This is a genomic window from Pseudoxanthomonas sp. LjRoot143 (genome assembly GCF_964252945.1).
Lineage (GTDB): Bacteria > Pseudomonadota > Gammaproteobacteria > Xanthomonadales > Xanthomonadaceae > Pseudoxanthomonas_A.
Map to the genome: position 1 here is coordinate 639,628 of NZ_CAXUPM020000001.1, position 25,481 is coordinate 665,108.

Here is a 25,481-nt window from a genome sequence, read left to right on the forward strand (position 1 = left end):
CCATCGCCGGGAACACGTGGGGAAGGGCGCGAGTCCTTCCCCATTGTTTTTTGTGGTTTCTGTTTTTGTGCCACAGGCTGGCACCCTCTCATGGACCTCCAATGAGCGAAATCGAATCCCTGTCCACGCAGGCGCTGGCCGACATCGCCGCCGCGCAGACGCCCGACGTGGTGGAGCAGTTGCGCGTCGCGCTGCTCGGCAAGAGCGGCAGCGTGACGTCGCAGCTGAAGCAGTTGGGTGCGCTGCCCGCCGATCAGCGCAAGACCGCCGGCGAAGCGATCAACCGCGCCCGTGACGTCATTGGCGAAGCACTGTCGGCCCGCAAAATCGTGCTGGAAGATGCCGCACTCGACGCGCGCCTGGCCGGCGAAACGATCGACGTGACGCTGCCGGGCCGCAACAGCGCCCGTGGCGGCCTGCATCCGATCAGCCGCACGCTGGAGCGCATCGCCGACATCTTCGGTCGCCTGGGCTATGAACTGGCGGACGGTCCGGAGATCGAGGACGACCAGCACAACTTCGAGGCGCTGAATTTCCCGCCGCACCATCCGGCGCGCGCCATGCACGACACGTTCTACTTCGGCGACGGCCGCCTGCTGCGCACGCATACCTCCGGCGTGCAGGTCCGCTACATGGACAGCCATACGCCGCCGCTGCGCATGATCGCGGCAGGCAAGGTCTACCGCAGCGACAGCGACCAGACTCACTCACCGATGTTCCATCAGGTCGAGGGCCTGCTGGTGGACGAGCATTCGACCTTCGCCGACCTCAAGGGCACGCTGGCCGAGTTCGTGCGTGCGTTCTTCGAGCGCGATTTCGAGATGCGTTTCCGTCCCAGCTACTTCCCGTTCGTCGAACCCGGCGCCGAAGTCGACATCGCCTGGCAGCAGCCCGATGGCAGCACGCGCTGGCTGGAAGTACTCGGCTGCGGCATGGTGCATCCGAACGTGCTGCGCAACTGCGGCATCGATCCGGAGCGCTATACCGGCTTCGCCTTCGGTCTCGGCGTCGAGCGCTTCGCGATGCTGCGCTACGGCGTCAACGACCTGCGTGCGTTCTTCGAGAACGACGTGCGGTTCCTGAAGCAGTTCGCCTAAGGCGGGCTCACGCGCGCCGCCGCTCCGGCATCTCGACATCTGATACATGGCAACGGCGGGCCCGGGCCCGCCCTACGGATCACGAACCATGAAGTTTTCTGAAAACTGGCTGCGCAGCCACGTCCCCACCCAGGCCACTCGCGACGAGCTGTCCGCGACGCTGACCGCGATCGGCCTGGAGGTCGAAGAGGTCACTGGGCTGGGCGATGGCCTGGCGAACGTGGTTGTGGCGCGCATCGTCGAATGCGCCAAGCATCCCGAAGCCGACCGCCTGCAGGTCTGTCAGGTCGATGCAGGGCAGGACGGCCTGCTGCAGATCGTCTGCGGCGCACCGAATGCGCGCCCCGGCCTGCTGGCCCCGCTGGCGATGGTCGGCGCGAATGTCGGCGGCATCGCCATCAAGGCGGCCAAGCTGCGTGGCGTGGAGTCCAACGGCATGCTGTGTTCGGCGAAGGAGCTGGGCATCGACGCCGACGCGTCGGGTCTGCTCGAACTGCCGGTCAACGCACCGGTCGGCTCGCCCATTGCCGATTACCTGCAGCTGCCCGATGCCAGCATCGAGATCAAGCTGACGCCGAACCGTGCGGATTGCTTCAGCGTGCGGGGCATCGCCTACGACGTCGCGGCCTCGCTGGGCAGCGAAGTGAAGCCGTTCGACACCACGCCGGTGCCGGCGCAGAGCCCGTCCGTCCTGAGCGTGGAGCTCGAGGCTGGTGCGCGCGTGCCGCGCTTCGCCGGCCGCGTGATCGAAGGTGTCGATGCCACCGCGCCCTCGCCGGTGTGGATGGTCGAGCGCCTGCGCCGCAGCGGCGTGCGCCCGATCAGCTTCCTGGTCGACGTCACCCAGTACGTGATGCTCGAGCTGGGGCAGCCCATGCATGCCTTCGACAAGGACACGCTGGAAGGCGGCATCGTGGTGCGTCCGGCTCGCAAGGATGAGACGGTCGCGCTGCTGGATGGCCGCACGGTGACGCTCGATGAAGATTTCCTGGTCGTCTCCGATGGCCGCGGTGGCCGCGCTGCGCGCGCCGTGGCGCTGGGCGGGATCATGGGCGGGCTCGACACGCGCGTCACCGATACGACGCGCAACGTGTTCCTGGAAGCCGCGCACTGGATTCCCTCGGCGATCATCGGCCGCAGCCGCAAGCTGGGTCTGCACACCGACGCCGGCCATCGCTTCGAGCGTGGCGTCGATCCGGAGCTGCCGCGCATTGCGGTGGAGTACGCGACGCGCCTGATCCTCGAAGTCGCCGGTGGCGTCCCCGGTCCGATGACCGAAGCGGTAATGCCCGAGCATCTGCCTAGGCCGACGGCGATCCTGCTGCGCCGGGCACGCGTTGCACGCGTGCTGGGCGTCGAGATTCCGGATGCCGAGATCGAACGCATCCTGCGTGGACTGGGCCTGCAGGCCGCAGCGGTTGCGGAGGGCTGGAGCGTGGTCGCGCCGAGCCGCCGCTTCGACATCGCCATCGAGGAGGACCTGATCGAGGAACTGGCACGCATCCACGGCTACGACCGTGTGCCCACCACTTTGCCGGGCGGTGCGACCCGCATCGCGGCGCCGAGCGAAACGCGCGTCGAGGACGGCGTGGTGCGCCGGCAGCTGGCCGCGCGGGACTACTTCGAGACGGTGAACTTCGCCTTCGTCGACGCGCAATGGCTCACGCACTGGAATGCCGCCGAGGGCGCGGTGCCGCTGGCGAATCCACTCAGCGCCGAACTGGCGATCATGCGCACGCAGCTGCTGCCCGGCGTGGTGGCGGCGCTGCAGCGCAATGCGGCGCGCCAGGCCGGTCGCGTACGCCTGTTCGAGATCGGCAACGTGTTCCATGCAGCCGCACAGTCCGGCGACGCGCCCATCGAGTCGCTGCGCATCGCCGCCGCGATCACCGGCGACGCCGCGGCCGAGCAGTGGGGCTTGCCGGCGCGAAAGGCCGACTTCCACGATCTCAAGGGTGATCTGGAGAGTGTGGCTGCCTTGGCGGGCGCCATCCTCGAGTACCGCCCGTCGCAGGCACCCCATGGCCACCCTGGCCGCTCGGCCGACGTCTACCGCGACGGCGTCCGCCTCGGCTGGATCGGGCAGTTGCATCCGCGCCTGCAGCGCCTGTTGGACCTGGATGCCGACGTGGCCGCCTTCGAGTTGGATCTGGCGCCGCTGTCCACGCGCGCGCTGCCGCGCGCGGCAGAGCTTTCCCGCTATCCGTCCGTCCGCCGGGACCTCGCGTTCGTCGTGGCGGAAGAAGCGTCCTGGGCCGCCCTGGCGGCGACGGTCAGGCGCGCCGCCGGCCCGCTGCTGCGCGACGTGCAACTGTTCGACCGCTACGTGGGGCAGGGGGTCGAATCCGGTCAAAAGAGTCTCGCTATGGGCTTGATTTTGCAGGACAACTCACGCACTCTCACTGAAGGCGACGTGGCGCAGGTAGTGGCGGCCGTCGTGGCCGCGATCGACGAAACGCACGGCGCGAAGATCCGCGGATGAACGGTATGAAGGCAGTGGCTGGGCCGGCGACGGCAGCAATGGGGACGCAGTAATCCATGGCATTGACGAAGGCGGAGATGGCCGAACGTCTGTTCGACGAGGTCGGCCTGAACAAGCGCGAGGCGAAGGAATTCGTCGACGCGTACTTCGACGTGCTGCGCGAGGCCCTGGAACAGGGTCGGCAGGTGAAGCTGTCGGGGTTCGGCAATTTCGACCTGCGCCGCAAGAACCAGCGCCCCGGCCGCAATCCGAAGACCGGTGAAGAGATCCCGATCTCGGCACGGACGGTGGTGACCTTCCGGCCGGGCCAGAAACTCAAGGAGCGGGTGGAAACGTATGCTGGATCCGGGCAGTAACCGCGAGCTTCCGCCGATTCCGGCCAAGCGCTACTTCACCATCGGTGAGGTGAGCGAGCTGTGCGACGTGAAGCCGCACGTGCTGCGGTACTGGGAGACGGAGTTCCCCAGCCTGGAACCGGCCAAGCGTCGCGGCAACCGCCGCTACTACCAGCGCCATGACGTGCTGATGGTGCGCCAGATCCGCGGCCTGCTGTACGAACAGGGCTACACCATCGGTGGTGCGCGTCTGCGCCTGGAAGGCGAGGGCGCCAAGCAGGAGTCCGCATTGAGCGCACAAATCGTGCGCCAGGTGCGGATGGAGCTGGAAGAAATCCTGCAGTTGCTGCGCCGTTGATGCCCGCTGGCGCTCCTGCTGGGAGTCGCCGCAGAATTCCGGCTATAATGCGCGGCCCGTCGCAAGGCGGGCCGATCCGCGAGATTCGGGGCGTAGCGCAGCCTGGTAGCGCATCTGCCTGGGGGGCAGAGGGTCGTCGGTTCAAATCCGGCCGTCCCGACCAATCGCGGTTCAACATCAAGCCTGCGCCGATGCGTGGGCTTTTTTGTGCCCGTCGTTCGCCGCGGGCGAGGACGGTTCCCGACCACCGACCGCAGGACCGTTCATGGCTTCGATGACCGACGCGTTGATCCGTGACCTGCAGCTGACGCCGCACCCGGAAGGCGGTTACTTCCGTCGCGTCTACGAGTCGGCCAAGCGCACCGAGGTCAATGGCATCGAGCGTCCCGCGCTGACGGCGATCAAGTTCCTGCTGCCGGAAGGCGTGGTGACCCGCTGGCATCGTGTCGACGCGACCGAGGTCTGGGACTGGCATGACGGCAGTGCGATGGAACTGTCGATGTTCGATCCCGACCAGCGCACGCTGACGCGCGTGCAACTGGACACGTCCGCGCGCGGCGGGCAGTCGAACCAGGTGGTCCCGGCGGGCATCTGGCAGAGTGCGCGTTCGCTCGGCACCTACACGCTGGTCGACTGCTCGGTCTCCCCGGGTTTCAGCTGGCAGGGGTTCGAACTCATGCAAAGCAGCAGCGACGTGGCACGCACCTTGCGCGAAGCCGGCGGCAAGGTCGCCTGAACCAATCCCCCACGACTGCGCCGTAAGGCGTGCGTGCACGTGCGTCGCACGGGCACACTCTGGCGATTCTTCCGCGGGGAGTTGCCGGAATGCGCCTGTCGTTCTACGGGATGGTGTGGCTGTCGTTGTGGGTCTGGTCGGGTGCCGCAGGCGCGCAGGAAGTTTCCGGAAGCGAGTCGGCGCCATCACCGACGGCAGACGGCGTGATCGACATGGAGGCGGTGGTTGTTGCCGGTGTCCAGCCCGGTCCCGGACTGTGGAAAGTGCGGAATGGCGACCATCTGCTCTACATCCTGGGTACGCAGTCGCCGCTGCCGAAGAACATCACCTGGCGTTCGGATGAAGTCGATCAGGTGCTGCAGCTTGCCGACGAAGTCCTCGCTTCGCCCGGCATCACAGTTGACGCGGACGTCGGCTTTTTTCGCGGACTGACCCTACTGCCGTCGGCCTTAAAGGCCTCCAAAAACCCGGATGGCCAGAAGCTGCAGGATGTCCTGCCAGCCGATCTCTACGCCCGCTGGAGCGTGCTCAAGCAGCGGTATGCGCGGCGCGGCGGTGGCATAGAGAAGAAGCGCCCCGTGATCGCGGCCTACCAGCTCTACACCGAAGCGCTGTCGGATTCTGGTCTACGCGAAGGCGGTGTCATCGATCCCGTCATCGACTCCGTGCTCAAACAGCGCAAGATGAAGCGCACGCCTACCTTGCTGAAACTCAAGCTGGAGGATCCGCGCGAAGCATTGACGGATTTCCGCAAAGAGACGCTGAAGCCCGAAGACCTGGTCTGCTTCAGCAGAACCCTTGATGTCATCGAGCGCGACCTTCCGCAGGTGGCCGCGCGCGCCAACGCTTGGGCCGTTGGCGACTGGTCGTCATTGCGATCAGGTGCGCGCCAGGACTGGCAGCAGGCCTGTGCGACGGCGTGGTTCAACACCGAAACGGCGCGCAAGCGCGGAATTTCTGGCGTCGAAGCGCGCATGCAGGCGCGTTGGATGGAGGTCGTCGAGGGCGCGCTGCAGAAAAACCGGATCACGTTCGCCACGCTGCCGGTGTGGCAACTGGTCAAGCCGGATGGCTACCTGGCGGCACTGCAGGCCAAGGGCTACGAGGTCGAAGCGCCGGAGTGATCCGGCGCCATGGCGTGGTGGTCAGCCAGCGGCCGTCAGCGGCGGTTGCGTTGCCGCCAAGGCGGGCCAGCGCTTGAGCACGCTGGCACGGATACCGGCGGCGTCGATGCCGGCTTCGGCCAGCAGGTCTTCGCGGCTGGCATGGTGCTGGAACTCGTCTGGCAGGCCCAGGTGCAGCACCGGGAGCGATACACCCTCGGCATTGAGCAGTTCGGCGACGCCGGAGCCGGCACCGCCCATCACCACATTGTCCTCGACAGTGACGAACCCCTGGTGGGTCTTCGCCAAGTCGAGCACCAAGTCGCGGTCGAGCGGCTTCACGAAGCGCATGTTCACGACGGTCAGGCCGAGCTCGCGGCCCGCCTGTTCGGCCGCCGCAACGGTCGAACCGAATGCGAGCAGCGCGACACGGTCGCCACGCACGCGCAGGTCAGCCTTGCCGATCGGCAGCGTGTCGAGGGAGGACTGCAGCGCCACACCCGGACCGGTGCCGCGCGGGTAACGCACCGCGGCCGGACCGTCGAAGTGGTAGCCGGTGCTCAGCATCTGGCGGCACTCGTTCTCGTCCGCCGGCGCCATCACCACCATGTGCGGCACGCAGCGCAGGTAGCTCAGGTCCAGGTTGCCGGCGTGCGTGGCGCCATCCGGGCCGACCACGCCGCCACGGTCGATGGCGAACAGCACGTCGAGTTTCTGGATGGCGACGTCGTGCACCAGCTGGTCGTAGCCGCGCTGCAGGAAGGTCGAATAGATCGCGACCACCGGCTTGCCGCCCTCGCAGGCCATGCCCGCGGCCAGCGTCACCGCATGCTGCTCCGCGATGGCCACGTCGAAGTAGCGCTCCGGGTACTCCTTGCTGAAGCGCACGAGGCCAGAGCCTTCGCGCATCGCCGGCGTGATGCCGAGCAACTTGGGTTCGGCGGCGGCCATGTCGCACAGCCAGTCGCTGAAGATGTCGGTGTAGGTCGGTTTCTTCGCGCCGCCCTTGCTGACCAGGCCCTTTTCCGGGTCGAACGGTCCGACGGCGTGGTAGCCGATCTGGTCGCCTTCGGCCAGTTCGTAGCCCTTGCCCTTGGTGGTCAGGATATGGAGCAGCTGCGGGCCCTTGAGCGTCTTCAGCGTCTTCAGTGCGCCCACCAGCGCCTCGACGTCGTGCCCGTCGATCGGGCCGGTGTAGTGGAAGCCCATCTGTTCGAACAGCGTGGACGGCACGAACATGCCCTTCCAGTGTTCTTCCCAGCGGCGCATGAAGCGGGCCGGCGGTTTCTTCTTGTCGCCCAGCAGCTTCTTGCCGCCTTCGCGCAAGGCATTGAGCGTGCGGCTGCTGCTGAGGCGGCCCAGCATCTTGGTCAGACCGCCGACGTTCTCGGAGATCGACATCTGGTTGTCGTTGAGGATCACCAGCAGGTTCGGTTCCGGCTCCATGCCGCCGGCATGGTTCAGCGCTTCGAACGCCATGCCTGCGGTCATCGCACCGTCGCCGATCACCGCGACGACCTTGCGGTCGTCGCCTTGCTGCTGCAACGCGATCGCCATGCCGAGCGCGGCGGAGATCGACGTGGACGAATGACCGACGCCGAACGTGTCGTACTCGCTTTCCTCGCGCTTCGGGAACGGCGCCACGCCGTCCTTCTGCTTGACCGTGTGGATCGTGTCGCGGCGACCCGTCAGGATCTTGTGCGGGTAAGTCTGGTGTCCGACGTCCCACACCAGCCGGTCCCGCGGTGTATCGAAGAGGTAGTGCAGGGCGACCGTCAGCTCGATCACCCCCAGGCCTGCACCGAAATGGCCGCCGCTCCTGCCGACAGACTCGATCAGGTAGCCCCGCAGTTCCTCGGCGATGGCAGGCAGTTCGGATTCGTCGAACTGGCGCAGGTCGGCCGGGACGTGGATGCGGGAAAGGCGGGGATAGCGGTCGGGGGCGATCATCGGCTGCAGGCTTGTTCTGAACGGGTATTGTCCCCCCCCGATGTGAAGTGGGGCAAGCAAACACGTGAAGCCGGTGTGGGCCTGGTCCGGGCGGTTCAGGAAGGCTTCTTGCCGCGTGGCAACGCTCAGGCGGACAACTTGGATTTCCTGGGCAACTGGGCTTTCAGGAAGGCCATCTGGTCGGCCAGGATGTTGCGGTTGGACAGGATCAGGTGCTCGATCCAGCTCGGCCGGTAGGGCACGGCGAGCAGCGGCATGTGCGCCTGCTGCGGGGTCCGGTTGCTCTTGCGCGAGTTGCAGTGGAAGCAGGCTGTCACCACGTTCTCCCAGATGTCCTTGCCGCCCTTGGACAGGGGCAATACGTGGTCGCGGGTCAGGTGCGGCCGGGAGTACTCATGCCCGCAGTACAGGCACAGGTGGGCGTCGCGGGCGAACAGCGCGGTATTGGTGAGCGTCGGCGTGGGCGAGAGGGCGTGCGCACGTGCGTGGCCGCGCGATGCCACGATGGGATGCAGTTCGATCAGGCTCTGTTCGCCGGTCAGACGGGAGACGCCGCCATGCACGTGCAGGCAGGGATCGCCCAGCGTCCATGCCACCGCGCCGCGCGCGTACAGGCAGGTCGCTTCCTGCCAGTTGATCCAGTCGAGCACGCGCCCATGCGCATCCAGCGACAGCAGTCGCAAGGCGGCGGGATGGGGACGGGGAGACGACGGCGACGGGACCGGCGAGAAACGGGAACCGGTCTGGACCAGGTGAAGCTGAGCGCTGTCTGCTTCCATGGAGAAGCAGGTTATACCCAAATGTTGACGAAATGTGTATACGGCGCGGCTTTTCTTCGGAGGAGCGCGGCATCCGCGCTCCTCCGGCTTCGGGTCACTCGCCGAAGCGCGCGTCGTCCATCGCCATCAGCGTGTCCGCGCCCGACTCGATGGCCGCGGCATGCGCCAGCGTGCGCGGCAGAATGCGGGCGAAGTAGAAACGCGCGGTTTCGCGCTTTGCCTGCTTGAAGGCATCGCCGTGCGCCGATGCATCGGCGGCGGCCACACTGCGGGCCCACCAGTACGCCAGCACCACGTAGCCCGAGTAGAACAGGTAGTCGGTGCTGGCCGCGCCGATTTCCTCGGGATTCGTCGCTGCGCGCTGCAGGATGTTCTTGGTCAGCCCCGCCCACTCGGCGGCCTTTTGTTGCAGCGGATCGACGAACTCGGTCAGCGACGCGTCGTCCCTGTGTTGCTGAACGAAGGCGTGCACGTCGGCGAGGAACAGCTTCAGGCCTGCGGCCTGTGTGGCCGCGGTCTTGCGCCCCATCAGGTCCAGTGCCTGGATGCCGGTGGTGCCTTCGTACAGCGTGGTGATGCGGGCATCGCGCGCCAGTTGCTCCATGCCGTGTTCGTGGATGTAGCCGTGGCCACCGAAGCACTGCAGCGCGTGGTAGGTGTTTTCGATGCCCCATTCGGTCTGGCAGGCCTTCGAAATCGGTGTCAGGAAGCTCACCAGCGTGTCGGCGCGCTCGCGTTCGGCCGGGTCTTCCGCATGGTTGGCGACGTCGATCAGCGTGCCGGCATGCAGGGCGAGCAGGCGGCTGCCTTCGACCAGCGACTTCACGGTCAGCAGCATGCGACGCACGTCGGGGTGCACGAGGATCGGATCGGCCGGCTTGTCGGGGAACTTGGCGCCGCTCAACGAACGCGTCTGCAGGCGGTCTCGCGCATAGCGCAGCGCATTCTGGTAGGCGCGTTCGCTCAGGCCGATGCCCTGCAAACCCACGCCGAGGCGTGCGGTGTTCATCATGGTGAACATGGCCTGCAGGCCCTTGTGCGGCTGGCCGACCAGATAGCCCTGAGCGCCATCGAAATTCATCACGCAGGTGACGGAGGCCTTGATGCCCATCTTGTGTTCGATGGAGCCGCAGGTCACGGCGTTGCGTTCACCGACCGTGCCATCCTGCGCCACCTTGAATTTCGGCGTGACGAACAGCGAGATGCCTTTCGCGCCCGGCGGCGCGTCCGGCAGCTTGGCCAGTACCAGGTGCACGATGTTGTCGGTCAGGTCGTGCTCGCCCGCGGTGATGAAGATCTTGGTGCCGGTGATCGCATAGCTGCCATTGGGGTTCGGCTCGGCCTTGGTCTTCAGCAGGCCCAGGTCGGTGCCACAGTGGGGTTCGGTCAGGCACATCGTGCCGGTCCAGCGGCCTTCGACCAGGGGCTTGAGGAACACCTCCTGCTGCCACGCCTCGCCGTGGTGCTTCAGCGCCTCCACTGCGCCGTGCGACAGCAGCGGGAAGTTGCCCCACGCGAGGTTGCTGGCGTTGACCAGTTCGTTGAGCGGCACGCCCATCGTGTGCGGCAGGCCCTGGCCGCCGATTTCGGGCGATGCGGTCAGACCGGTCCAGCCGCCCTCGACGAACTGCGCGTACGCCGCCTTGAATCCCGGTGGCGTGGTGACCTCGCCGGTGGTCTTGTCGAGCTGGCTGCCGATCTCGTCGCCCACGCTGTTCAGCGGCGCGAGGACGGTTTCCGCGAAGCGCGCGGCTTCATCCAGCACGGCATCGAGGATGTCGCGGGTGGCCTCGGTGTAGCCGAGCCGCTGGAACAGCGGCTCCACGCCGAGTACGTCGTACAGGGCGAAGCGGAGGTCGGTCAGGGGGGCTTTGTAGGACGCGGGCATGCGGGGTCTCGGAATCGCGGATGAGGGAATGGGCTGCGCTCAGCGCAGCACGCCGTCCAGGCCGGGGACGGGATTGAGGGTGCTGCGGGTATCGACGTCGAAGTTGCGCTGCTTGGCTTCTTCCGGTGTCGCGGCAGCGCTGCCCTTCAGCGTATACGGCAGGGTGCGACGGCCGGCGAGCGCGTCCGCCACCACGATGCGGCCGGCGCTGCTGGGCACGAAGGAGACGGTGACGACGTCCGCGGATTCAGGACCCACCGACAGACCGGGCGTGGCACGCAGCTTGCCGGCATCCTGGTCGCCGACCTGCACATCGACGTCCACCGTATCGAAACGCATCGGGATGCTGCTGTAGTTCTGCAGGCGCAAGTCCACGGCCCACTGGCCATCGGCCTTCACCGTCAGTTGCTGCACGCTGACCGCCGGGTCGGAGACACGACGGACCACGCCATCGCCGCAGCCGGCCAGCAGGGCGGTTGCCGCCAGAAGTGCCAGCAGGGAAGTACGTCGCATCATGCCGCGGCTCCATGAGGGGGTGCGGCAGGATACTACGGCGTATGGCGGCTGGAATGACAGTCCGGCCGCCGCAGGCGGATCAGTCGTGCTGCGCTGCGGCAGGCTTCCATACGAAGGTGGCGACGCTGCGCGCCGGCAGCGTGTAGTCGAACGCCTTGCCGCCCTGCACGGCGCTGAAGCGACGCGGCTGCTTCGCGGAATTGGCGACCAGCAGCACCAGCGAACCATCATCGGCATTGCGGAACGCCACGTTGTCGAGGTCGTCGCCGGTTTCGCTGGACGCGATCCGGTGGGCGCCTTGTCGTACGAACCGGCTGGCGTGCGCCAGCGCGTAGTACTCGTCGGTGCGGGTAATGGCGCCGGTGCGCGAGTCGATGGTCACCACGCCGCGGCACGTGTCGCAGCCGCCGGCGTAGGGGCCGTTGTTCTCGTCCAGCGCCAGGTTCCAGAACAACGCGCCGCGCGCCCAGTGGCGCGCACTGCGAATGATGATGTTCTTCATCTGCAGCGGCAGGCCGCCGCTGCGTACCGGTTCCCAGTCGCCGCCGGAGCACTCGGTCATGTAAGCGTCCTTGTCGGGAAACGCGTCGTGCACCGGTGATTGCGCCGCCACCTCGCCGCCGTAGCAATGCCATGCCACCGCCGCGACATGCGGATTGGCTTTCGCATCGCCCAGCACTCCCAGCGGTTCCTGTGGCTTGTCCCAGTTGTGGTCCCAGTCGAAGATCAGCGGGCCGCTGCCTCGTATGGCGATCATCGGCCCCAGGTGGTCGCCGATCAGTCGCGCGCGCGCCGGCGCGTTGAGCCGCATGCCGGGGTAGTCCTTCGGTTCGTAGTCCGGTTCGTTCTGTACGGTGAGCGCGAAGATCGGAATGCCTTCCGCTGCGTAGGCATCGACATACTTCAGCAGGTAGCGCGAGAACGCGTCGTAGTACTGCGGCAGCAACGTGCCCTGGATCAGGCTGTTGGTGTCTTTCATCCAGCCGGGAGCGCTCCAGGGCGAGGCCATGATCTTCAGCTGCGGATTGACTGCCAGCATCGCCCGGGCGACGGGAATCACGTCGCCGCGGTTCTCGTCGATGCTGAAGTGCTTCAGTTCGGGGTCCGGCGTGCCGTCGGGTGTATCGGCGAGACTGTAGTGATGGCGGGAGAAATCCGACGCACCGATCGTGAGGCGCGAGAAGCTCAGCCCCAGTCCGCCGTCATCGCGGCCGAACAGTTCCCTCAGCAGGGCGTCGCGCTGTTGTGCGTCCAGCTTGTGCTGGATCAGCCAGGCCGAAGAATCGGTCAGCGATGCGCCGAAGCCGACGATCTCCTGGAACTGCCGGGTTCCGTCGATGGCGATGCGCGACTTCCCGGCGCCGTCATCCGCGGTGAAGCGTGCGGGCGCAGCGGGCGCCAATGCGGTCGAGTGATCCGCGGTGGTGATCCATACGGCGACGTCTTGTGCATCTGCAGCGAAGGGTGCCACCAGCATGCATGCCGAAAGCAGCAGGGCGGGGCGGAGTCGTCGAATCAGGTGGCGCGTCATGCCGGAATCCTCTCGCAGAGAGCTCGCGAATCCCTCCCGGAATCCACGCAAAGCGGGTGCTGCAACGCAGCGAAATTTTTCGGACGAATGTCCTCGCGACAAGCAAATTCAATCGTGCGCGTGCAGCCATGTCACGGTTGTTATGAATTTGTTGACACTGCATTGAAGCTTCTATATGACAGCGCTGTCAACAGCGGTCTGAGAGGGGCCAAATGAAGTACTCGAACCACATCGCGCGCATGCGTCCGTCCGTGCGCCGTCTCGCACTGCGCAAGCAGCATCTCGCTGCCGCATGCTGCCTGGCGCTGGCACTCCCGTTCGCTGCGAGCGCGCAGCAGGCAGCCGACCAGACCGTCGAGACGCTGGATGCCGTCAAGGTCACCGGCATCCGCGCGGCCATCGCGACGGCGGTGGAAACCAAGAACGAATCCACCTCGATCGTCGAGGCAATCTCCGCCGAGGACATTGGCAAGTTGCCGGACATCAGCATCGCGGATTCGATTTCGCGTCTGCCGGGCCTGACCATGCAGCGCGTCGACGGACGCGCGCAGGTCATCCACATCCGTGGCATGTCCGAGCAGTTCGGCGGGACGCTGCTCAATGGCCGGGAGCAGGTCAGCACGGGTGGCAGCCGTGGCGTCGAGCTCGACCAGTACCCGGCCGAGCTGATCAACGCGGTCACCGTGTACAAGACGCCGGATGCGACGCTGGTCGGGCAAGGCCTGTCGGGCACGATCGACATGCAGTCGATCCGTCCGTTGGATTTCGACGGACGCCGCGTGACCTTCAGCGGGCAGGGCGAATACAACTCGCTGGGCAAGCTGATCGACGGCAGCAGCGACAAAGGCTATCGCGCCAGCGCGTCATATGTGGACCAGTTCGCCGACGATACGATCGGCTTCGCCATCGGCGTGGCGCGCATGGATTCGCCTTTCCAGGAGCAGCAGGAAAAGGCCTGGTGGTGGGGTAATCCGGACACCTGGGGTGCGCCGCAGCCTGGCAAGCCGGTCGATGCCGTTGCGCGCCAGGCGGGAGAGGCGTCGCTGAAGTCGCGCGACATCACTCGGGACGGCGTCATGGCGGTACTCGAGTTCAAGCCGAGCGACCAGTTCCACAGCATTCTGGACGTGTACTACTCGAAGTTCGACCAGAATGAAGCTGAAAACAGCATCATGTGGAACAACGACCCGTGGTACAGCCACCCGACGCTGGGCCAAGTGACGTATACGAACGTCGGTACGACCCTGGTGGGCGGTGTTCCGGTGGTCACGAGCGGAACGCTCAATGGCGTCGGTGCGCTGAACATGCTCAACGAAGTCAATCAGCGCGAAGACAAGCTGTTCTCGGCTGGCTGGCTCAACACGTTCCGCTGGGACGATATCTACACGCTGAAGACCGATCTGAGCTACTCGCGAGCCGAGAGCGAGCGGACCATGCTTGAACTGCAGTCCGCATTCGCGACCCCGCGCAACATCGACTTCAACCTGCAGACGGGCAAGGGGTTCAACCACTTCACGATCCCCGGCCTCACCGATCCCACCCAGGTGTACCTGGGTATGGACGCGATGGGATGGGGACGCGACGGGCGCACCGATCGCGCATGGACCGAGGACACCCTCAAGTCCGGTCGTCTCGAACTGAACCGGCTGGTCGAGTCCTCCGATTTCCTGCGCAGCTACGACGTTGGCGTCAATGTCACCCGCCGCAACAAGGATCGCGAGTACATCGCCCACTACGTGGATCTGAAGAATGGTCGCGCACCGGTGCGTATGGACACGGTGCCCCATGGCTTCGCGTCGATGGACTTCATCGGCCTTGGCAACGTGATCAATTTCAATGCACGTGATCTGCTGGGCCGGTACTACGACCTGCGCTATGAAGCCAGCGAGAACGACCTGATGAAGAACTATGGTGTCGAAGAAGACATCAAGACGTTCTACGCCAAGGCCAACATCGACATGGACCTGACCGATGAAGTGCGCCTGCGCGGCAACGTCGGTGTGCAGTACATCCGCTCCGAGCAGAGTTCGACCGGTCCGACCGTCGCGCGTGACGCGGTCACGAACGACTGGGTCATCGCCGGCGGCCAGACCATCGGCACCTCGTATGGCGACATCCTGCCGAGCATGAACCTGTCGGCGGACTTCGGCGATGGCCTGCTGTTGCGCTTCGCGGCAGCGAAGACCCTGATGCGCGGCCCCATCGAGCAGATGGGGGCCTACACCACGGCCGGCGTCGACGTGACCACGCGCGAGTGGAGTGGCGGTGGCGGCAATCCGAAGCTGGAGCCCTATCGGGCGACGGCGTACGACATCTCGCTGGAGAAGTACTTCGGTCCGACGACCTATGCGGCGTTGGCGGTCTTCTACAAGAACCTCGAGACCTACATCTATACGCAGAACGTCCGCTGGGACTTCACCGGATATGACGATCTCGGTATCACCCCGATCTCGAACTGGGGCAACTTCAGCACCCCAATGAACGGAAGCGGCGGCTACATGCGCGGCGCGGAAATCAGTGGCGCGCTGGGCGGTGACATGATCCATTCCTCGCTCGACGGCTTCGGCCTGCTGTTCAATGCGTCGTATACCGAGTCGTCGATCGACCCCGATGGTCCGGGTGGTTCCGATACCGACACCCTGCCGGGCCTGTCGAAGATCGTTGCCAATGCCACGGTGTACTACGAGAAGCATGGCTTCTCTGCGCGCATCAGCCAGCGTTACCGTGATGAGTACCGCGGTGAGTATGCCTCGCTTTTCGGCGACCGGATCTATCAGAACACCATGCCGGAACGCACGATGGACATGCAGATGGGATACGACTTCGGTGAGGGCAGCAGACTTTCGGGGCTGTCCATCCTCCTTCAGGTCAACAACGTGACCAACGAGCCGTATCGCACGGAGACGACGGCGGGCGGCATCGACCAGATGATCTTCCTGCCCTCCGAGTACAAGGAATACGGTCGCCAGTACCTGCTCGGCTTCCGCTACAAGCTGTGACTGACGCACTTCATCGATAACCGCAGTACCTGACGGGATGCGGGGCCTGGCCCCGCGTCCCGTCAGACTTTCCGTAAAGGCGCGGATCCTGTCGGGGATGTTGTGCGCGCCGCCATTCTGGGAGAAACGAGTGAATCCGATCCGAGTGACCCTGCTGGGGGCCAGTCTTTTGGCATGCCTGTCGTGTACGGCGCAGAAGGACCCCGAACAGAAACCCGTCGGCGCGGCCGCGAACGATGCCGCAGAACTGAAGGACTGGCCTGCGCTGAAAAGCAGCTTCGCCAAGGATCCTGCCGTCGAGGCACGCGTGGCCGAGATCCTCGCGAGCATGACGCTGGAGCAGAAGGTCGGCCAGATGGTGCAGCCGGAGATCAAGGCGATCACGCCGGCCGACGTGCGCAAGTACTACATCGGTTCCGTCCTCAACGGCGGTGGTTCGTGGCCGGCGATGAACAAGCACGCCAAGGTCGAAGACTGGGTCAAGCTGGCGGATGCCTACTACGACGCCTCGCTGTCGACCGATGCCAAGATCCCCGTGCCCGTGATCTGGGGCACCGACGCCGTCCATGGCCATAGCAACGTCTATGGCGCGACGATCTTCCCGCACAATATCGGCCTGGGCGCCGCGCACGACGTCGAGTTGATCGAACGCATCGCCGAAGCCACCGGACAATCCACGCGCGCGACGGGCGTGACGTGGACGTTTGCGCCGACGGTCGCTGTCGCGCAGGACGCACGCTGGGGCCGCACCTACGAAAGCTATTCCTCGCAGCCCGCGCTGATCCGCGAGTACGCGGCCGCCTACGTCAAAGGCATGCAGGGGCTGCTGGACAAGGATGGCAACGTCGTCGCTACCGCCAAGCACTTCATCGGCGACGGTGCCACCGACGGCGGCAAGGACCAGGGCCTCGCCGCCATCACCCAGGCGCAGATGATCAACGTCCACGGCCAGGGGTACTACGGCGCCATCGAAGCCGGTGTGCAGACCGTCATGGCGTCCTTCAACAGCTGGAACGACGTCGCCGCCGGCAAGGACTACGGCAAGATGCACGGCACACGCGATCTGCTGACCGTCGCGCTGAAGGAGAAGATGGGCTTCGACGGCTTCGTCGTCTCCGACTGGAATGGCATCGGCCAGGTCGCAGGCTGCAAGGACGACAGCTGCCCGCAGGCGATCAATGCCGGCATCGACATGGTGATGGTGCCGGATGCGTGGAAGTCCTTCATCACCAACACGATCGCCCAAGTGAAGTCGGGTGAAATCCCGCAGGCGCGCATCGACGATGCCGTCACCCGCATCCTGCGCGTCAAGCTGCGCGCAGGCCTGTGGGAACACAAGCCGTCGGCAAGCCAGCATGCCGGCAAGCTCGAGTCGCTTGTGCATCGCGATCTCGCGCGGCGTGCTGCACGCGAATCGCTGGTGTTGCTGAAGAACGACGGCGGTGCATTGCCGCTGAAGAAGAACCAGCGCGTGCTGCTGATGGGTAAAAGCGCCGACAGCATCTCCAACCAGACCGGTGGCTGGTCGCTGACCTGGCAGGGCACCGACAACACGAATGCCGATTTCCCCAATGCCGACAGCCTGGCCGCCGGCCTGCGCGAACAGCTCGGCGAGGCGAACGTGCTGCTGCGCGAGAGCGCGGAGGGTGTGGACCCGGCCAGCTACGACGTCATCGTGGCTGCCATCGGCGAAACGCCGTATGCAGAAACCAACGGCGACATCGTGCCGTCCGATACGATGGCGCACAGCCGTCGGCATCCGGAAGACTTGGCGACGCTGAAAGCGGCCGCCGCCACCGGCAAGCCGGTCGTCACTGTGTTACTGTCCGGCCGCGCGCTGTACGCGAACGACCTGATCAACCTGTCCAACAGCTTCGTCGCCGCCTGGCTCCCGGGCACGGAAGGCAAGGGCGTCACCGACGTCCTGGTGGCCGGTGCCGATGGCAAGCCGGCCCATGACTTCCGCGGAAAGCTGACGTTCCCGTGGCCGGCGGTGGCCTGCCCGAAGGCGGACAGCAAACCACTGTTCGCCCTGGATGCCGGGCTGCGCTACGGCGACAGCAGCAACGTCGGCAAGCTGGAGGTAGACAGCGCGACGAGCTGCGGCGAAGCCACCGCGCTGGGCATCTTCAAGCAGTCGGACATCGCGCCCTTTACCCTGCAGATGGAAGCGGCAGGCGCAACCCAGGCCGTCGGCAACGACATGAACGCGACGCAGCGCTGGCCGCAGGCCAAGCCGGCATTGCAGGTCGCCACCGTGCAGGTCAACACGCAGCAGGACGCCAAGGAAGTCACCTGGCTGGCACCGGCGCGCGTCTTCGCCCGCAATCCTTCGAAGAACAATCTGGCCGCGATGGCCACGGCACGCGGTGTGGTGCAGTTCGACGTGGTGGTGAAGCAGGCTCCGGCCAAGCCGGTCCGGTTCACGCTGGGCTGCGGCGCCAACTGCGGGGCCAGCCTGGACCTGACCTCCACCTTCTCCGGCGATGCCGTCGGCAGGAAGCAGACGGTCAAGATCCCGCTGGCCTGCTTCGGCAAGCTCGGTGCCGACCTGACCGGCGTGGATACGCCCTTCAGTGTCGCTGCCGATGCACCGTTCGCGGCGGCCTTCACCGACATCCAGGTGGTGGCCGGTGCGGCGGACGCCGACGACGTGGTGACGTGCGCGCAGTAAGTGTGTTGGAACAGTGCCTCGCGATACCTCCGCGGGGCGCTGACGCAGTGCAAGTTGCAATCGTGCGGCCGCTCCGTAGGCTGGCCGTTCCGTCCGGATTCCATACCAGCAGGCATACCAATCCATGACCACCCAAACCACCCGATGGTCGCAGTTCAGCGTGCTGATCACCGTGTTCTTCTTCTGGGGTTTCGTTGCGGCCAGCAACGGCATCCTGATCCCGGTGTTCAAGAAGGCGTTCGACCTGACGCAGGCGCAGAGCATGTACGTCGCGCTGGCGTTCTACGTGGCCTATACGGTCGGTTCGCTGATCTATGTCGCCATCTCGAAGGCGATGGGCCAGGACGTACTCAACAAGATCGGCTACAAGAACGGCATCTGCGTGGGCCTGGTGATCTCCGCGCTGGGAGCGTTGCTGTTCTACCCGGCCGCCAATACCGGTTCGTTCAACCTGATGCTGTCGGGACTGTTCATCGTCGGCCTGGGCTTCTCGCTGCAGCAGATCGCGGCCAACCCGCTGGCCATCGTCATGGGTGATCCCAAGACCGGCGCGCAGCGGCTGACGATGGCCGGCGGCATCAACAACTTCGGCACCACCATCGGTCCGCTGCTGGTCAGCGTGGCGATCTTCGGCAGCGTCACCTCGGGCAACACCGAAGCGAGCATCGAAAGCGTCAAGACGCCCTACCTGGTGCTGGGGGCCGCCTTCATCCTGGTGGCGATCTTCCTGAAGTTCTCCTCGGTGCCCAACCACATCGATCTGGAGAAGCTGTCGGAGACCGAGGCCGAGGACAGCAGCAAGCTGATCCACAAGAAGTCGGCGCTGTCCTATCCGCAGCTGGTGCTGGGCATGATCGCGATCTTCCTGTACGTGGGCGTCGAGGTCTCGACCATCGACAACCTGCCGGCCTACCTGGAACTTCCGGTGGAGAAGGGCGGACTGGGCATCGAGACCGCGTTGATCGCGCCGTTCGTGTCGCTGTACTGGGCCAGCCTGATGATCGGCCGCTGGAGCGGCGCTGCCGGCGCATTCGATGTCGGCGCAGGCGCCAAGAAGATGCTGATGCTGATCCTCCCGTACCTGGCGTTCGGCGTGTTCCTCGCCGTGAACGCCATCACCGGCCACGACCCCTCGCAGTTCTTCGGCTACGCGGCCGTCATCGTGCTGATGATCCTGGCCACGCTGGCCAGCAGGGGCAATCCGGCACGCATGCTGCTGTACTTCGCCATCTGCGGCATCGCCGCGCAGCTGATCGGCATGTTCACTACAGGCATGACCAGTGTCATTGCCTTCATCAGCGTGGGCCTGTTCTGCAGCACCATGTGGCCGTGCATCTTCGCGCTGGCGATCACTGGCCTGGGCAACAAGACCAACCAGGGCAGCAGCCTGCTGATCATGATGATCATGGGCGGCGGCATCGTCAGCTGGGCGCAGGGTGCTCTGGCCGACAAGGTCGGCATCCACTACAGCTTCATCGTCGGCGTGCTGTGCTTCGCCTACCTGGCGTTCTACGCGATCGCCGCTACGCGCACGCTGCGCAAGCAGGGTATCGATCTGGACAAGCTCGCCGCCGGCAACGGCCACTGAGTGCGGTGCGCGCCGGAGAGAGGCCGGCGCGCATCCCCCAAGCCATCGGGTCACTCTCCGGCCCGGTGGCTTTTCTTTTTTCGCAACAGACGACGCTCAGGCCGACGCCAGCGCTAGTCCGGGCGCCTCGTCGTACACGCGCGGACGATGCTGGTCCACGTATCGGCACAGCAATCCGGCACGCTGGCGCGCCCACTGCGTGGCCCAGCCGATGGCGCGCTCTTCGCACCGCACCGCCATCTCGAACGGCGCGATGTCGCCCATGTCCACCAGTACGCGCAACACCAGTCCGGCGTTGAGGGGGCGTATCTCGGCGATGACCGTGTCGTCCACGCAGAGATCGTGGCCGGCCTCGGTGCGGAGCCAGGTGAATCGGTCGGGGAGTACATGCGATGCCGTCTTCATGACGATGTTCACTCGGCGATTCCGTGGCAGGAGAGGGGTGTGTGTAGAACTTGGGGCAGGCCGCGTGCAGGCGACGTCAAGGCGCGCCGTCGGGAACGCCGTGACGGCACCGCGTTCAGCGCGTGGTAAATGGGGTCGTGGCGGCGTGACGGATGGGACATGGCCTATTGCGCGGGTGGCGCAAGACTGCGGCTTCGCCGCCCCGGAGTTTCTTCATGGTCCGCCTGATCTCATGCCTGCTGTTGTGCGCCGTCGCCTCCGCCACCCAAGCACAGCAGGTGCCGACGCGCGAACACTTCGCCAATCCCGGGCACGAGGCGGCGTACCACGACTGGCACTACACGCCGGTGGTGAAAGTAGGGGACATGGTCATCGTGTCCGGCATACCCGCCGCCGGGGACGGGACCTACGAGGAGAAGGTCAGGCGCATGTTCGTGGTGTTGGGCAAGCAACTCGCCGAAGCGGGCGCGACCTACGCTGACGTCGTGGAGCTGACCACGTTCCATACCGGCCCCACCGATCCAGCGAGCTTCCAGGCCGAGTTCGCACGCTTCGCACCCATCCATCACGAGTTCTTCCCGTCGCATTACCCCGCGTGGAGCGCTGTCGGCACCAGTGCATTGCTCGCGCCAGGTGCGGTAGTGGAAATGCGGGCGGTGGCGATGATCGGATCTGGGCGTGCACCGAAGGCCGACATTCCGAAGCCTCAACCGCGCGCGGCGACGCCTTGATCGTGCGTCAGGCGTGGCCGGCGCCGTCCGTGTCGCGCTTGGCCAGCATCGTCTCGATCAGGTCGAGGATCTCCGCCAGCGGAATGCCGTAGGAACCTGCCTTCCCGGCGTCGAAAGCTTGCTTCCACTGGTTGTAGCCGTCCAGGTACGCGGGATCGGGCGTGCCTTGGCCGACGTGTTCGGCATCGCTGCGCTCCAGCACCTGGCCGATGATCGGCAGGTGGGCGAAGGTGGTGATGACGCCGTCGCGCAGGCCGGGATGGCGGATGCGCGCATGCGTCACGCTGACATGCAGGATCTCGCCACCCAGCGGATGCGGGTCGATGCGATTGATCGTCAGCGTCGGGGTCTCGGCGGCATGGCGGCCGCGGCAGCGCCACTGCTGACCGACGGCGTAAGGGGGCGTGGCGGGTGTCATGGCGGCACGGGTGGACGGGGCGAGGTTCTGCAGGATAGGCAGCGCGTACCGGCTTGTCCGCGACGCCGGGCCCTGTCGGCGCAAACCGCCCGATCCGGCAAAGCGCGAGTGCCCTCTTTGCCGCGCTGCTGGGTGGGGTGGGAATGCCCTCGATTCCGCGCGCGGTGGTTCGACGGTGGGCCGGTGACTGTGGTGATCGAGGGCATCGGAATGCCACTGCCCATATCTGCCGTTGTCCGGATCGTTCTGCGCGTCACGATATCCCGTATCGACACCTCCGCTGCGCACCCTGCGTGCCCCCAGCGCACCCTTTACGCTCCCCGAGTCCAAGCTCATGCCCCTCGATTCGAATTCCCGCTTCATTGCCGGAGTGTGCGGCGTTGCCGTCCTCCTGCTGGTCGCCTGGCTGCACGGGAATGCGCAGGGCATCGATCACCGCATCCCAAGCTGCGACCCGAGCGGGGTGCCGCAAGACCAGGCGCGCGAGTGCGCAAGCTGCCCGCATGAGGAGACATCGCGGATCATCGGTGATGCGCCATCGTTGCCGATACGCTTCGTCACCCCCGCACCACGTTCCTAACCCTCCGGGCAGCGTCCCGCAGCCTGTTCGGCCTTGGCTGCATCGAGTGCGGCGTTGGCGGCCGCGGACTCCGTCGCCATGTCCGACAGCTTCTGCTGGTTCTTCTCCGTGGGTGATTCCACGATACGTTGACGGAGTTCCTCGTAATCCTTGTCGATCCTGTCGACAGCCTTCTGTTTGGACGCGACGCTGGCGCACGTCGGTGCATCGCCTCCGCGGGCAAGGCCACCGCCGCCGCAGGCGGACAGCATCAGGAAGGAAAGCAGGATGAGCGGTCGCATGGGGGATCCTCGGAAGAGCATGCGACCAGCGTAGTCAGGCAAGGCGGAGGGCTGCGTGAAGCGATGGGCCGACAAGAGCGATCCGGCGGAGGTACCGGCGCCGGCCATGCGGGAAAATACCCCTAGAAGCGTGCGCCGGCCGGCAGATAGCGCCATTGCCCGACGGGCATCTTCGACAGCGGGATGCGGCCCACCCGCAGGCGCCGGATGGACACCACGTCGAGGCCTCCCTCGCGGCAGCGGTGGTGCAGCTCGCCGGGTTGCACATCCTTGATCGCGAACCGCAGGCGCACTTCGTTCTGCCAGCTCACCTTGCACGGCGCCAATCCGCGGCCCTGGTAGCTGGATGCGTGGCCGATGCGGCCGAGCGTGTAGGGACCGGCATCGCCGCGGACCTCGACCACGAACTCCTGCTCGAGCTGCGCGTAGTCTTCGGTCAGCCGGCGCCAAATGCGGCCATCCTGGCTGAGCACCATGAGGCCGCTGGCCTCGGTATCCAGCGGCACCAGCGGAGTCAGGCGATGGAGATGCCGCTTCAACGGGCGAACGCCGCTGTCGTCATCCACCGCATGGGTGGCTGGAACGGCCAGAGAGGCCACGTCCTTCCAGGCCACACCTGCCGGTTTGTGGATCAACAACGTGGCGGGCTCGCTCGCGTTGAGCTCGGCGGCGGGATCGATCTCCACGCGCTCGTCGGTGATCGGATGTTGCGGTGCCTCGACCGTCTCACCGTTTACGGTGACCCAGCCGCCTTCGATGTACTGCTCGGCTTCCGAACGCGAGCAGCCGGTCAGTTCGGCAACCCGCTTGGCGAGACGGATGGGGTCGGGCATGGGGGACACCGGAGTTCCTGGCGGACACGAAAAAGGCCTGCATCGCTGCAGGCCTTTCGAAAGCAATATGGTGGCCCGGGGCGGATTCGAACCACCGACACGCGGATTTTCAATCCGCTGCTCTACCAACTGAGCTACCAGGCCAGGATTTCCCGCAGTACGGCCGAGCCGGTGCGAAGGCGACGAATGATACGGATCGGGGCGGGGGATGGCAAGCCGTACCGTCGGCTGAATGCGGGCGCCAGCGGGTGGCACCCGCCGTCCACCACGGGCGCATCATCGGGCTCCGGAGAGAGCCCCGCATCGCATGCCCGAGGAGGCTACGCATGAAACCCCTTCTTCCTTTCGCCCTGGCGGCGGCGACCGTGTTGTCCGGCTGTGCCACCGACGGCAAGCAGACCGATGCCGAAAAGCTGGCCTTCTACCGCGGCCACGCCGGCGAACCGGTCAAGGACTTCCAGTACTTCGGCCGCCTCAACGGCTGGACCCCCCTCGGCGATGGCGCCCTGGCCGTCTGGACCAAGCCCAGCGAGGGCTATCTGTTGGAACTCACCGGTCCCTGCCAGGACCTGGATTACGCCATGGCCATCCACATCACCCAGTTCGGCAGCCGCGTGTCTGCGCGATTCGACGACGTAGTGCCGCTGGGTGCGGGCACCGCCAGCATCAAGATCCCCTGCCGAATCGAGACCATCCGCCCGCTGGACGTGAAGGCCCTGCGCGCCAGCGAGAAGGAACTGCGCGAAGCCGCCGCCGTGGAGCGGCAGGCGAAGCGCTGAGGCATCGGCCGCCGGCTACGGCGTGGGCACGTAGCCCGCCGGCTTGTCGGCACCGCCGCCGAACAGGAACTTCTCCAGTTCCGTTTCCAGGAAGGCGCGGTGCTTGGGATCGCGCGGCGACAGCCGGTTCTCGTTGATCAGCATGGTCTGGTGCGCCAGCCAGGCCGCCCACGCCGGCTTGCCGATGTTCGCGTAGATGCGCTTGCCCAGTTCGCCGGGATAGGGGACGAAATCGAGTCCCTCCGTTTCGCGTTGTTCGTACTGGCAGAAGACGGTGCGCGACATCGGTCAATTCCCTAGCAGTTTGCGGATCGGCGCCGGCAGGCCCAGCGTGGCGAGGTCGCCGCGCGCCACCCAGCGCAGGTCGTCATTGTCGCGCACCGCGTCGCGCAGGGCGACCTTGCGCAGCCGCAACGGCTGCAGGTGCAGGCGGTAATGGCTGAAGGTATGCACGACGAGGGGTAGTTCTTCGGCGTTGTCGTAGGCGCCCTTCATCTCGCTTGCGAACCAGTCGCGCATGCCGGCATCGGTGTCTGCCTGAGGCAGCGTCCATAGCGATGCCCAGATGCCGGTCTCCGGTCGCCGCTGCAGCAGGATCTCGCCGGCGGCGTTCTCCAGCCATAGCGCCACGGCCTCGCGTTCGGGCAGGACCTTCGACGGCTTCGACGTCGGCAGCGAACCGGTGAGACCGTCGCGTCGAGCCACGCAATCGTCCTGCACGGGACACACAACGCACGCCGGCTTGGCGCGCGTGCACAGCGTGGCCCCGAAATCCATCTGCGCCTGGGTGTAGTCGGCCAGCCGGCCCTCAGGCACGTCGCGCAGGTGCTGTTCCGCCAGCGCCCACAGTTGTTTCTCCACGGCCGGCAACCCCGGCCAGCCGGCGACGCCGTGGAAGCGCGTCAGCACGCGCTTGACGTTGCCGTCGAGGATAGGGAACCGGTCGTTCCATGCCTGCGACAGGATGGCGCCGGCCGTGCTGCGGCCGATGCCGGGCAGCGCGTGCAGTGCATCGAAATCGCGCGGCAGGTCGCCACGATGGTCCGCGACGCACGCTTTCGCGGCGGCGTGCAGGTTGCGGGCACGGGCGTAGTAGCCCAGGCCGGCCCAGTGCGCCATCACGTGGTCGGTGGTGGCGGCGGCGAGGTCAGGCAGGGTGGGAAAGCGTTCGACGAACCGCAGGAAGTACGGGATGACCGTGGCGACCTGGGTCTGCTGCAGCATGATTTCCGACAGCCACACGCGATACGGCGTGCGCGGATGTTGCCACGGCAGGTCGTGGCGGCCATGGCCGTCGAACCAGGTGAGCAGGCGTTGGGCGAAGGAGGTGCCGCTCACGTGCGGCGACCTGTGGGAGCGACGTCAGTCGCGATCGACCACCGCGATGGCGTCATCGCGACTGACGTCGCTCCCACAAC

Annotated in this window: 23 protein-coding genes and 2 tRNA genes; 13 read left to right on the forward strand and 12 right to left on the reverse strand. The window is 65.9% G+C overall.

Going from position 1 to position 25,481, the window contains the following annotated elements:
* The first annotated feature begins 101 nt into the window (after positions 1–101).
* The 7 genes from pheS (at position 102) to ACSQ1W_RS03060 (ending at position 6,132) form a co-directional block, all read left to right on the forward strand.
* A complete protein-coding gene (gene pheS, locus ACSQ1W_RS03030) occupies positions 102–1,097 on the forward strand; it encodes a phenylalanine--tRNA ligase subunit alpha (protein WP_436041606.1) in 996 nt (331 codons plus the stop codon).
* Between the two features lie 88 nt (positions 1,098–1,185).
* Complete coding sequence (gene pheT / locus ACSQ1W_RS03035; protein ID WP_436041607.1) at positions 1,186–3,579, forward strand: phenylalanine--tRNA ligase subunit beta; 2,394 nt, start codon at positions 1,186–1,188, stop codon at positions 3,577–3,579.
* Positions 3,580–3,635: 56 nt separating this feature from the next.
* Complete coding sequence (locus tag ACSQ1W_RS03040; protein ID WP_055936063.1) at positions 3,636–3,935, forward strand: integration host factor subunit alpha; 300 nt, start codon at positions 3,636–3,638, stop codon at positions 3,933–3,935.
* Complete coding sequence (locus ACSQ1W_RS03045; RefSeq protein ID WP_192269922.1) at positions 3,916–4,272, forward strand: MerR family transcriptional regulator; 357 nt, start codon at positions 3,916–3,918, stop codon at positions 4,270–4,272. The genes ACSQ1W_RS03040 and ACSQ1W_RS03045 overlap by 20 nt, the downstream gene beginning before the upstream one ends.
* An 86-nt stretch (positions 4,273–4,358) precedes the next feature.
* Positions 4,359–4,435 (forward strand) — tRNA-Pro (locus ACSQ1W_RS03050).
* 102 nt (positions 4,436–4,537) lie between these two features.
* The gene (locus ACSQ1W_RS03055) at positions 4,538–5,008 is read left to right on the forward strand and encodes a cupin domain-containing protein (protein WP_192269919.1); all 471 of its coding nucleotides are present in this window, start codon (positions 4,538–4,540) and stop codon (positions 5,006–5,008) included.
* A gap of 89 nt (positions 5,009–5,097) precedes the next feature.
* On the forward strand, positions 5,098–6,132 hold the full coding sequence (locus ACSQ1W_RS03060; protein ID WP_436041608.1) for a TraB/GumN family protein: 1,035 nt from the start codon (positions 5,098–5,100) through the stop codon (positions 6,130–6,132).
* Between the two features lie 21 nt (positions 6,133–6,153).
* On the opposite strand, the gene dxs is transcribed toward ACSQ1W_RS03060, so the two are convergent.
* The 5 genes from dxs to ACSQ1W_RS03085 all read right to left on the reverse strand — a co-directional run bounded on the left by dxs (position 6,154) and on the right by ACSQ1W_RS03085 (position 12,775).
* On the reverse strand, positions 6,154–8,061 hold the full coding sequence (gene dxs, locus ACSQ1W_RS03065; RefSeq protein WP_436041609.1) for a 1-deoxy-D-xylulose-5-phosphate synthase: 1,908 nt from the start codon (positions 8,059–8,061) through the stop codon (positions 6,154–6,156).
* Positions 8,062–8,186: 125 nt separating this feature from the next.
* Entirely contained in the window at positions 8,187–8,840 is a 654-nt protein-coding gene (locus tag ACSQ1W_RS03070) for an HNH endonuclease (protein ID WP_436041610.1), read from the reverse strand.
* Positions 8,841–8,934: 94 nt separating this feature from the next.
* Positions 8,935–10,728 carry an acyl-CoA dehydrogenase C-terminal domain-containing protein gene (locus ACSQ1W_RS03075; protein WP_436041611.1) on the reverse strand — a complete coding sequence of 598 codons (1,794 nt, stop codon included), beginning with the start codon at positions 10,726–10,728 and terminating at the stop codon, positions 8,935–8,937.
* A 39-nt stretch (positions 10,729–10,767) separates the two neighbouring features.
* Positions 10,768–11,241, reverse strand: coding sequence for an LEA type 2 family protein (locus ACSQ1W_RS03080; protein ID WP_436046083.1), 474 nt, complete (start codon positions 11,239–11,241; stop codon positions 10,768–10,770).
* A gap of 82 nt (positions 11,242–11,323) precedes the next feature.
* A complete protein-coding gene (locus tag ACSQ1W_RS03085) occupies positions 11,324–12,775 on the reverse strand; it encodes a glycoside hydrolase family 30 protein (RefSeq protein ID WP_436041612.1) in 1,452 nt (483 codons plus the stop codon).
* Between the two features lie 212 nt (positions 12,776–12,987).
* Here ACSQ1W_RS03085 and ACSQ1W_RS03090 point away from each other — a divergent pair, with 212 nt between their 5' ends.
* From ACSQ1W_RS03090 to ACSQ1W_RS03100, 3 genes are all read left to right on the forward strand, one after another.
* Entirely contained in the window at positions 12,988–15,774 is a 2,787-nt protein-coding gene (locus tag ACSQ1W_RS03090) for a TonB-dependent receptor (RefSeq protein WP_436041613.1), read from the forward strand.
* 130 nt (positions 15,775–15,904) lie between these two features.
* Positions 15,905–18,448, forward strand: a complete 2,544-nt coding sequence (locus ACSQ1W_RS03095) for a glycoside hydrolase family 3 N-terminal domain-containing protein (protein ID WP_436041614.1) — start codon at positions 15,905–15,907, stop codon at positions 18,446–18,448.
* Positions 18,449–18,572: 124 nt separating this feature from the next.
* Complete coding sequence (locus ACSQ1W_RS03100; protein ID WP_192269895.1) at positions 18,573–20,036, forward strand: MFS transporter; 1,464 nt, start codon at positions 18,573–18,575, stop codon at positions 20,034–20,036.
* A 96-nt stretch (positions 20,037–20,132) separates the two neighbouring features.
* On the opposite strand, the gene ACSQ1W_RS03105 is transcribed toward ACSQ1W_RS03100, so the two are convergent.
* On the reverse strand, positions 20,133–20,441 hold the full coding sequence (locus ACSQ1W_RS03105; RefSeq protein ID WP_436041615.1) for a hypothetical protein: 309 nt from the start codon (positions 20,439–20,441) through the stop codon (positions 20,133–20,135).
* A gap of 215 nt (positions 20,442–20,656) precedes the next feature.
* Here ACSQ1W_RS03105 and ACSQ1W_RS03110 point away from each other — a divergent pair, with 215 nt between their 5' ends.
* The gene (locus ACSQ1W_RS03110; protein WP_192269888.1) at positions 20,657–21,172 is read left to right on the forward strand and encodes a Rid family hydrolase; all 516 of its coding nucleotides are present in this window, start codon (positions 20,657–20,659) and stop codon (positions 21,170–21,172) included.
* A 7-nt stretch (positions 21,173–21,179) separates the two neighbouring features.
* Here ACSQ1W_RS03110 and ACSQ1W_RS03115 read toward each other — a convergent pair whose 3' ends face one another.
* Positions 21,180–21,590, reverse strand: coding sequence for a hypothetical protein (locus ACSQ1W_RS03115; protein ID WP_436041616.1), 411 nt, complete (start codon positions 21,588–21,590; stop codon positions 21,180–21,182).
* 334 nt (positions 21,591–21,924) lie between these two features.
* On the opposite strand from ACSQ1W_RS03115, the gene ACSQ1W_RS03120 reads away from it, so the two are divergent.
* Positions 21,925–22,170 carry a hypothetical protein gene (locus tag ACSQ1W_RS03120; RefSeq protein WP_192269883.1) on the forward strand — a complete coding sequence of 82 codons (246 nt, stop codon included), beginning with the start codon at positions 21,925–21,927 and terminating at the stop codon, positions 22,168–22,170.
* Here ACSQ1W_RS03120 and ACSQ1W_RS03125 read toward each other — a convergent pair.
* From ACSQ1W_RS03125 to ACSQ1W_RS03135, 3 genes are all read right to left on the reverse strand, one after another.
* Positions 22,167–22,451 carry a hypothetical protein gene (locus ACSQ1W_RS03125; protein ID WP_192269880.1) on the reverse strand — a complete coding sequence of 95 codons (285 nt, stop codon included), beginning with the start codon at positions 22,449–22,451 and terminating at the stop codon, positions 22,167–22,169. The two genes, ACSQ1W_RS03120 and ACSQ1W_RS03125, sit on opposite strands and share 4 nt — an antisense overlap.
* A 122-nt stretch (positions 22,452–22,573) precedes the next feature.
* A complete protein-coding gene (locus tag ACSQ1W_RS03130; protein ID WP_436041617.1) occupies positions 22,574–23,284 on the reverse strand; it encodes an rRNA pseudouridine synthase in 711 nt (236 codons plus the stop codon).
* A 68-nt stretch (positions 23,285–23,352) separates the two neighbouring features.
* A tRNA-Phe gene (locus ACSQ1W_RS03135) sits at positions 23,353–23,428 on the reverse strand.
* 182 nt (positions 23,429–23,610) lie between these two features.
* Here ACSQ1W_RS03135 and ACSQ1W_RS03140 point away from each other — a divergent pair.
* Complete coding sequence (locus ACSQ1W_RS03140; RefSeq protein WP_436041618.1) at positions 23,611–24,063, forward strand: DUF6491 family protein; 453 nt, start codon at positions 23,611–23,613, stop codon at positions 24,061–24,063.
* Positions 24,064–24,078: 15 nt separating this feature from the next.
* Here ACSQ1W_RS03140 and ACSQ1W_RS03145 read toward each other — a convergent pair whose 3' ends face one another.
* The gene (locus ACSQ1W_RS03145; protein WP_436041619.1) at positions 24,079–24,348 is read right to left on the reverse strand and encodes an oxidative damage protection protein; all 270 of its coding nucleotides are present in this window, start codon (positions 24,346–24,348) and stop codon (positions 24,079–24,081) included.
* A gap of 3 nt (positions 24,349–24,351) precedes the next feature.
* Positions 24,352–25,401 (reverse strand): A/G-specific adenine glycosylase, encoded by a 1,050-nt coding sequence (gene mutY, locus ACSQ1W_RS03150; RefSeq protein ID WP_436041620.1) that lies wholly within the window; start codon positions 25,399–25,401, stop codon positions 24,352–24,354.
* Between the last annotated feature and the right edge of the window lie 80 nt (positions 25,402–25,481).

Bases quoted from the DNA above. Each gene is read 5' to 3' on its own strand.
- pheS (WP_436041606.1), top strand. From the start codon at position 102: ATGAGCGAAATCGAATCCCTGTCCACGCAGGCGCTGGCCGACATCGCC.
- pheT (WP_436041607.1), top strand. From the start codon at position 1,186: ATGAAGTTTTCTGAAAACTGGCTGCGCAGCCACGTCCCCACCCAGGCC.
- ACSQ1W_RS03040 (WP_055936063.1), top strand. From the start codon at position 3,636: ATGGCATTGACGAAGGCGGAGATGGCCGAACGTCTGTTCGACGAGGTC.
- ACSQ1W_RS03045 (WP_192269922.1), top strand. From the start codon at position 3,916: ATGCTGGATCCGGGCAGTAACCGCGAGCTTCCGCCGATTCCGGCCAAG.
- ACSQ1W_RS03055 (WP_192269919.1), top strand. From the start codon at position 4,538: ATGGCTTCGATGACCGACGCGTTGATCCGTGACCTGCAGCTGACGCCG.
- ACSQ1W_RS03060 (WP_436041608.1), top strand. From the start codon at position 5,098: ATGCGCCTGTCGTTCTACGGGATGGTGTGGCTGTCGTTGTGGGTCTGG.
- dxs (WP_436041609.1), bottom strand. From the start codon at position 8,061: ATGATCGCCCCCGACCGCTATCCCCGCCTTTCCCGCATCCACGTCCCG.
- ACSQ1W_RS03070 (WP_436041610.1), bottom strand. From the start codon at position 8,840: ATGGAAGCAGACAGCGCTCAGCTTCACCTGGTCCAGACCGGTTCCCGT.
- ACSQ1W_RS03075 (WP_436041611.1), bottom strand. From the start codon at position 10,728: ATGCCCGCGTCCTACAAAGCCCCCCTGACCGACCTCCGCTTCGCCCTG.
- ACSQ1W_RS03080 (WP_436046083.1), bottom strand. From the start codon at position 11,241: ATGCGACGTACTTCCCTGCTGGCACTTCTGGCGGCAACCGCCCTGCTG.
- ACSQ1W_RS03085 (WP_436041612.1), bottom strand. From the start codon at position 12,775: ATGACGCGCCACCTGATTCGACGACTCCGCCCCGCCCTGCTGCTTTCG.
- ACSQ1W_RS03090 (WP_436041613.1), top strand. From the start codon at position 12,988: ATGAAGTACTCGAACCACATCGCGCGCATGCGTCCGTCCGTGCGCCGT.
- ACSQ1W_RS03100 (WP_192269895.1), top strand. From the start codon at position 18,573: ATGACCACCCAAACCACCCGATGGTCGCAGTTCAGCGTGCTGATCACC.
- ACSQ1W_RS03105 (WP_436041615.1), bottom strand. From the start codon at position 20,441: ATGAAGACGGCATCGCATGTACTCCCCGACCGATTCACCTGGCTCCGC.
- ACSQ1W_RS03110 (WP_192269888.1), top strand. From the start codon at position 20,657: ATGGTCCGCCTGATCTCATGCCTGCTGTTGTGCGCCGTCGCCTCCGCC.
- ACSQ1W_RS03115 (WP_436041616.1), bottom strand. From the start codon at position 21,590: ATGACACCCGCCACGCCCCCTTACGCCGTCGGTCAGCAGTGGCGCTGC.
- ACSQ1W_RS03120 (WP_192269883.1), top strand. From the start codon at position 21,925: ATGCCCCTCGATTCGAATTCCCGCTTCATTGCCGGAGTGTGCGGCGTT.
- ACSQ1W_RS03125 (WP_192269880.1), bottom strand. From the start codon at position 22,451: ATGCGACCGCTCATCCTGCTTTCCTTCCTGATGCTGTCCGCCTGCGGC.
- ACSQ1W_RS03130 (WP_436041617.1), bottom strand. From the start codon at position 23,284: ATGCCCGACCCCATCCGTCTCGCCAAGCGGGTTGCCGAACTGACCGGC.
- ACSQ1W_RS03140 (WP_436041618.1), top strand. From the start codon at position 23,611: ATGAAACCCCTTCTTCCTTTCGCCCTGGCGGCGGCGACCGTGTTGTCC.
- ACSQ1W_RS03145 (WP_436041619.1), bottom strand. From the start codon at position 24,348: ATGTCGCGCACCGTCTTCTGCCAGTACGAACAACGCGAAACGGAGGGA.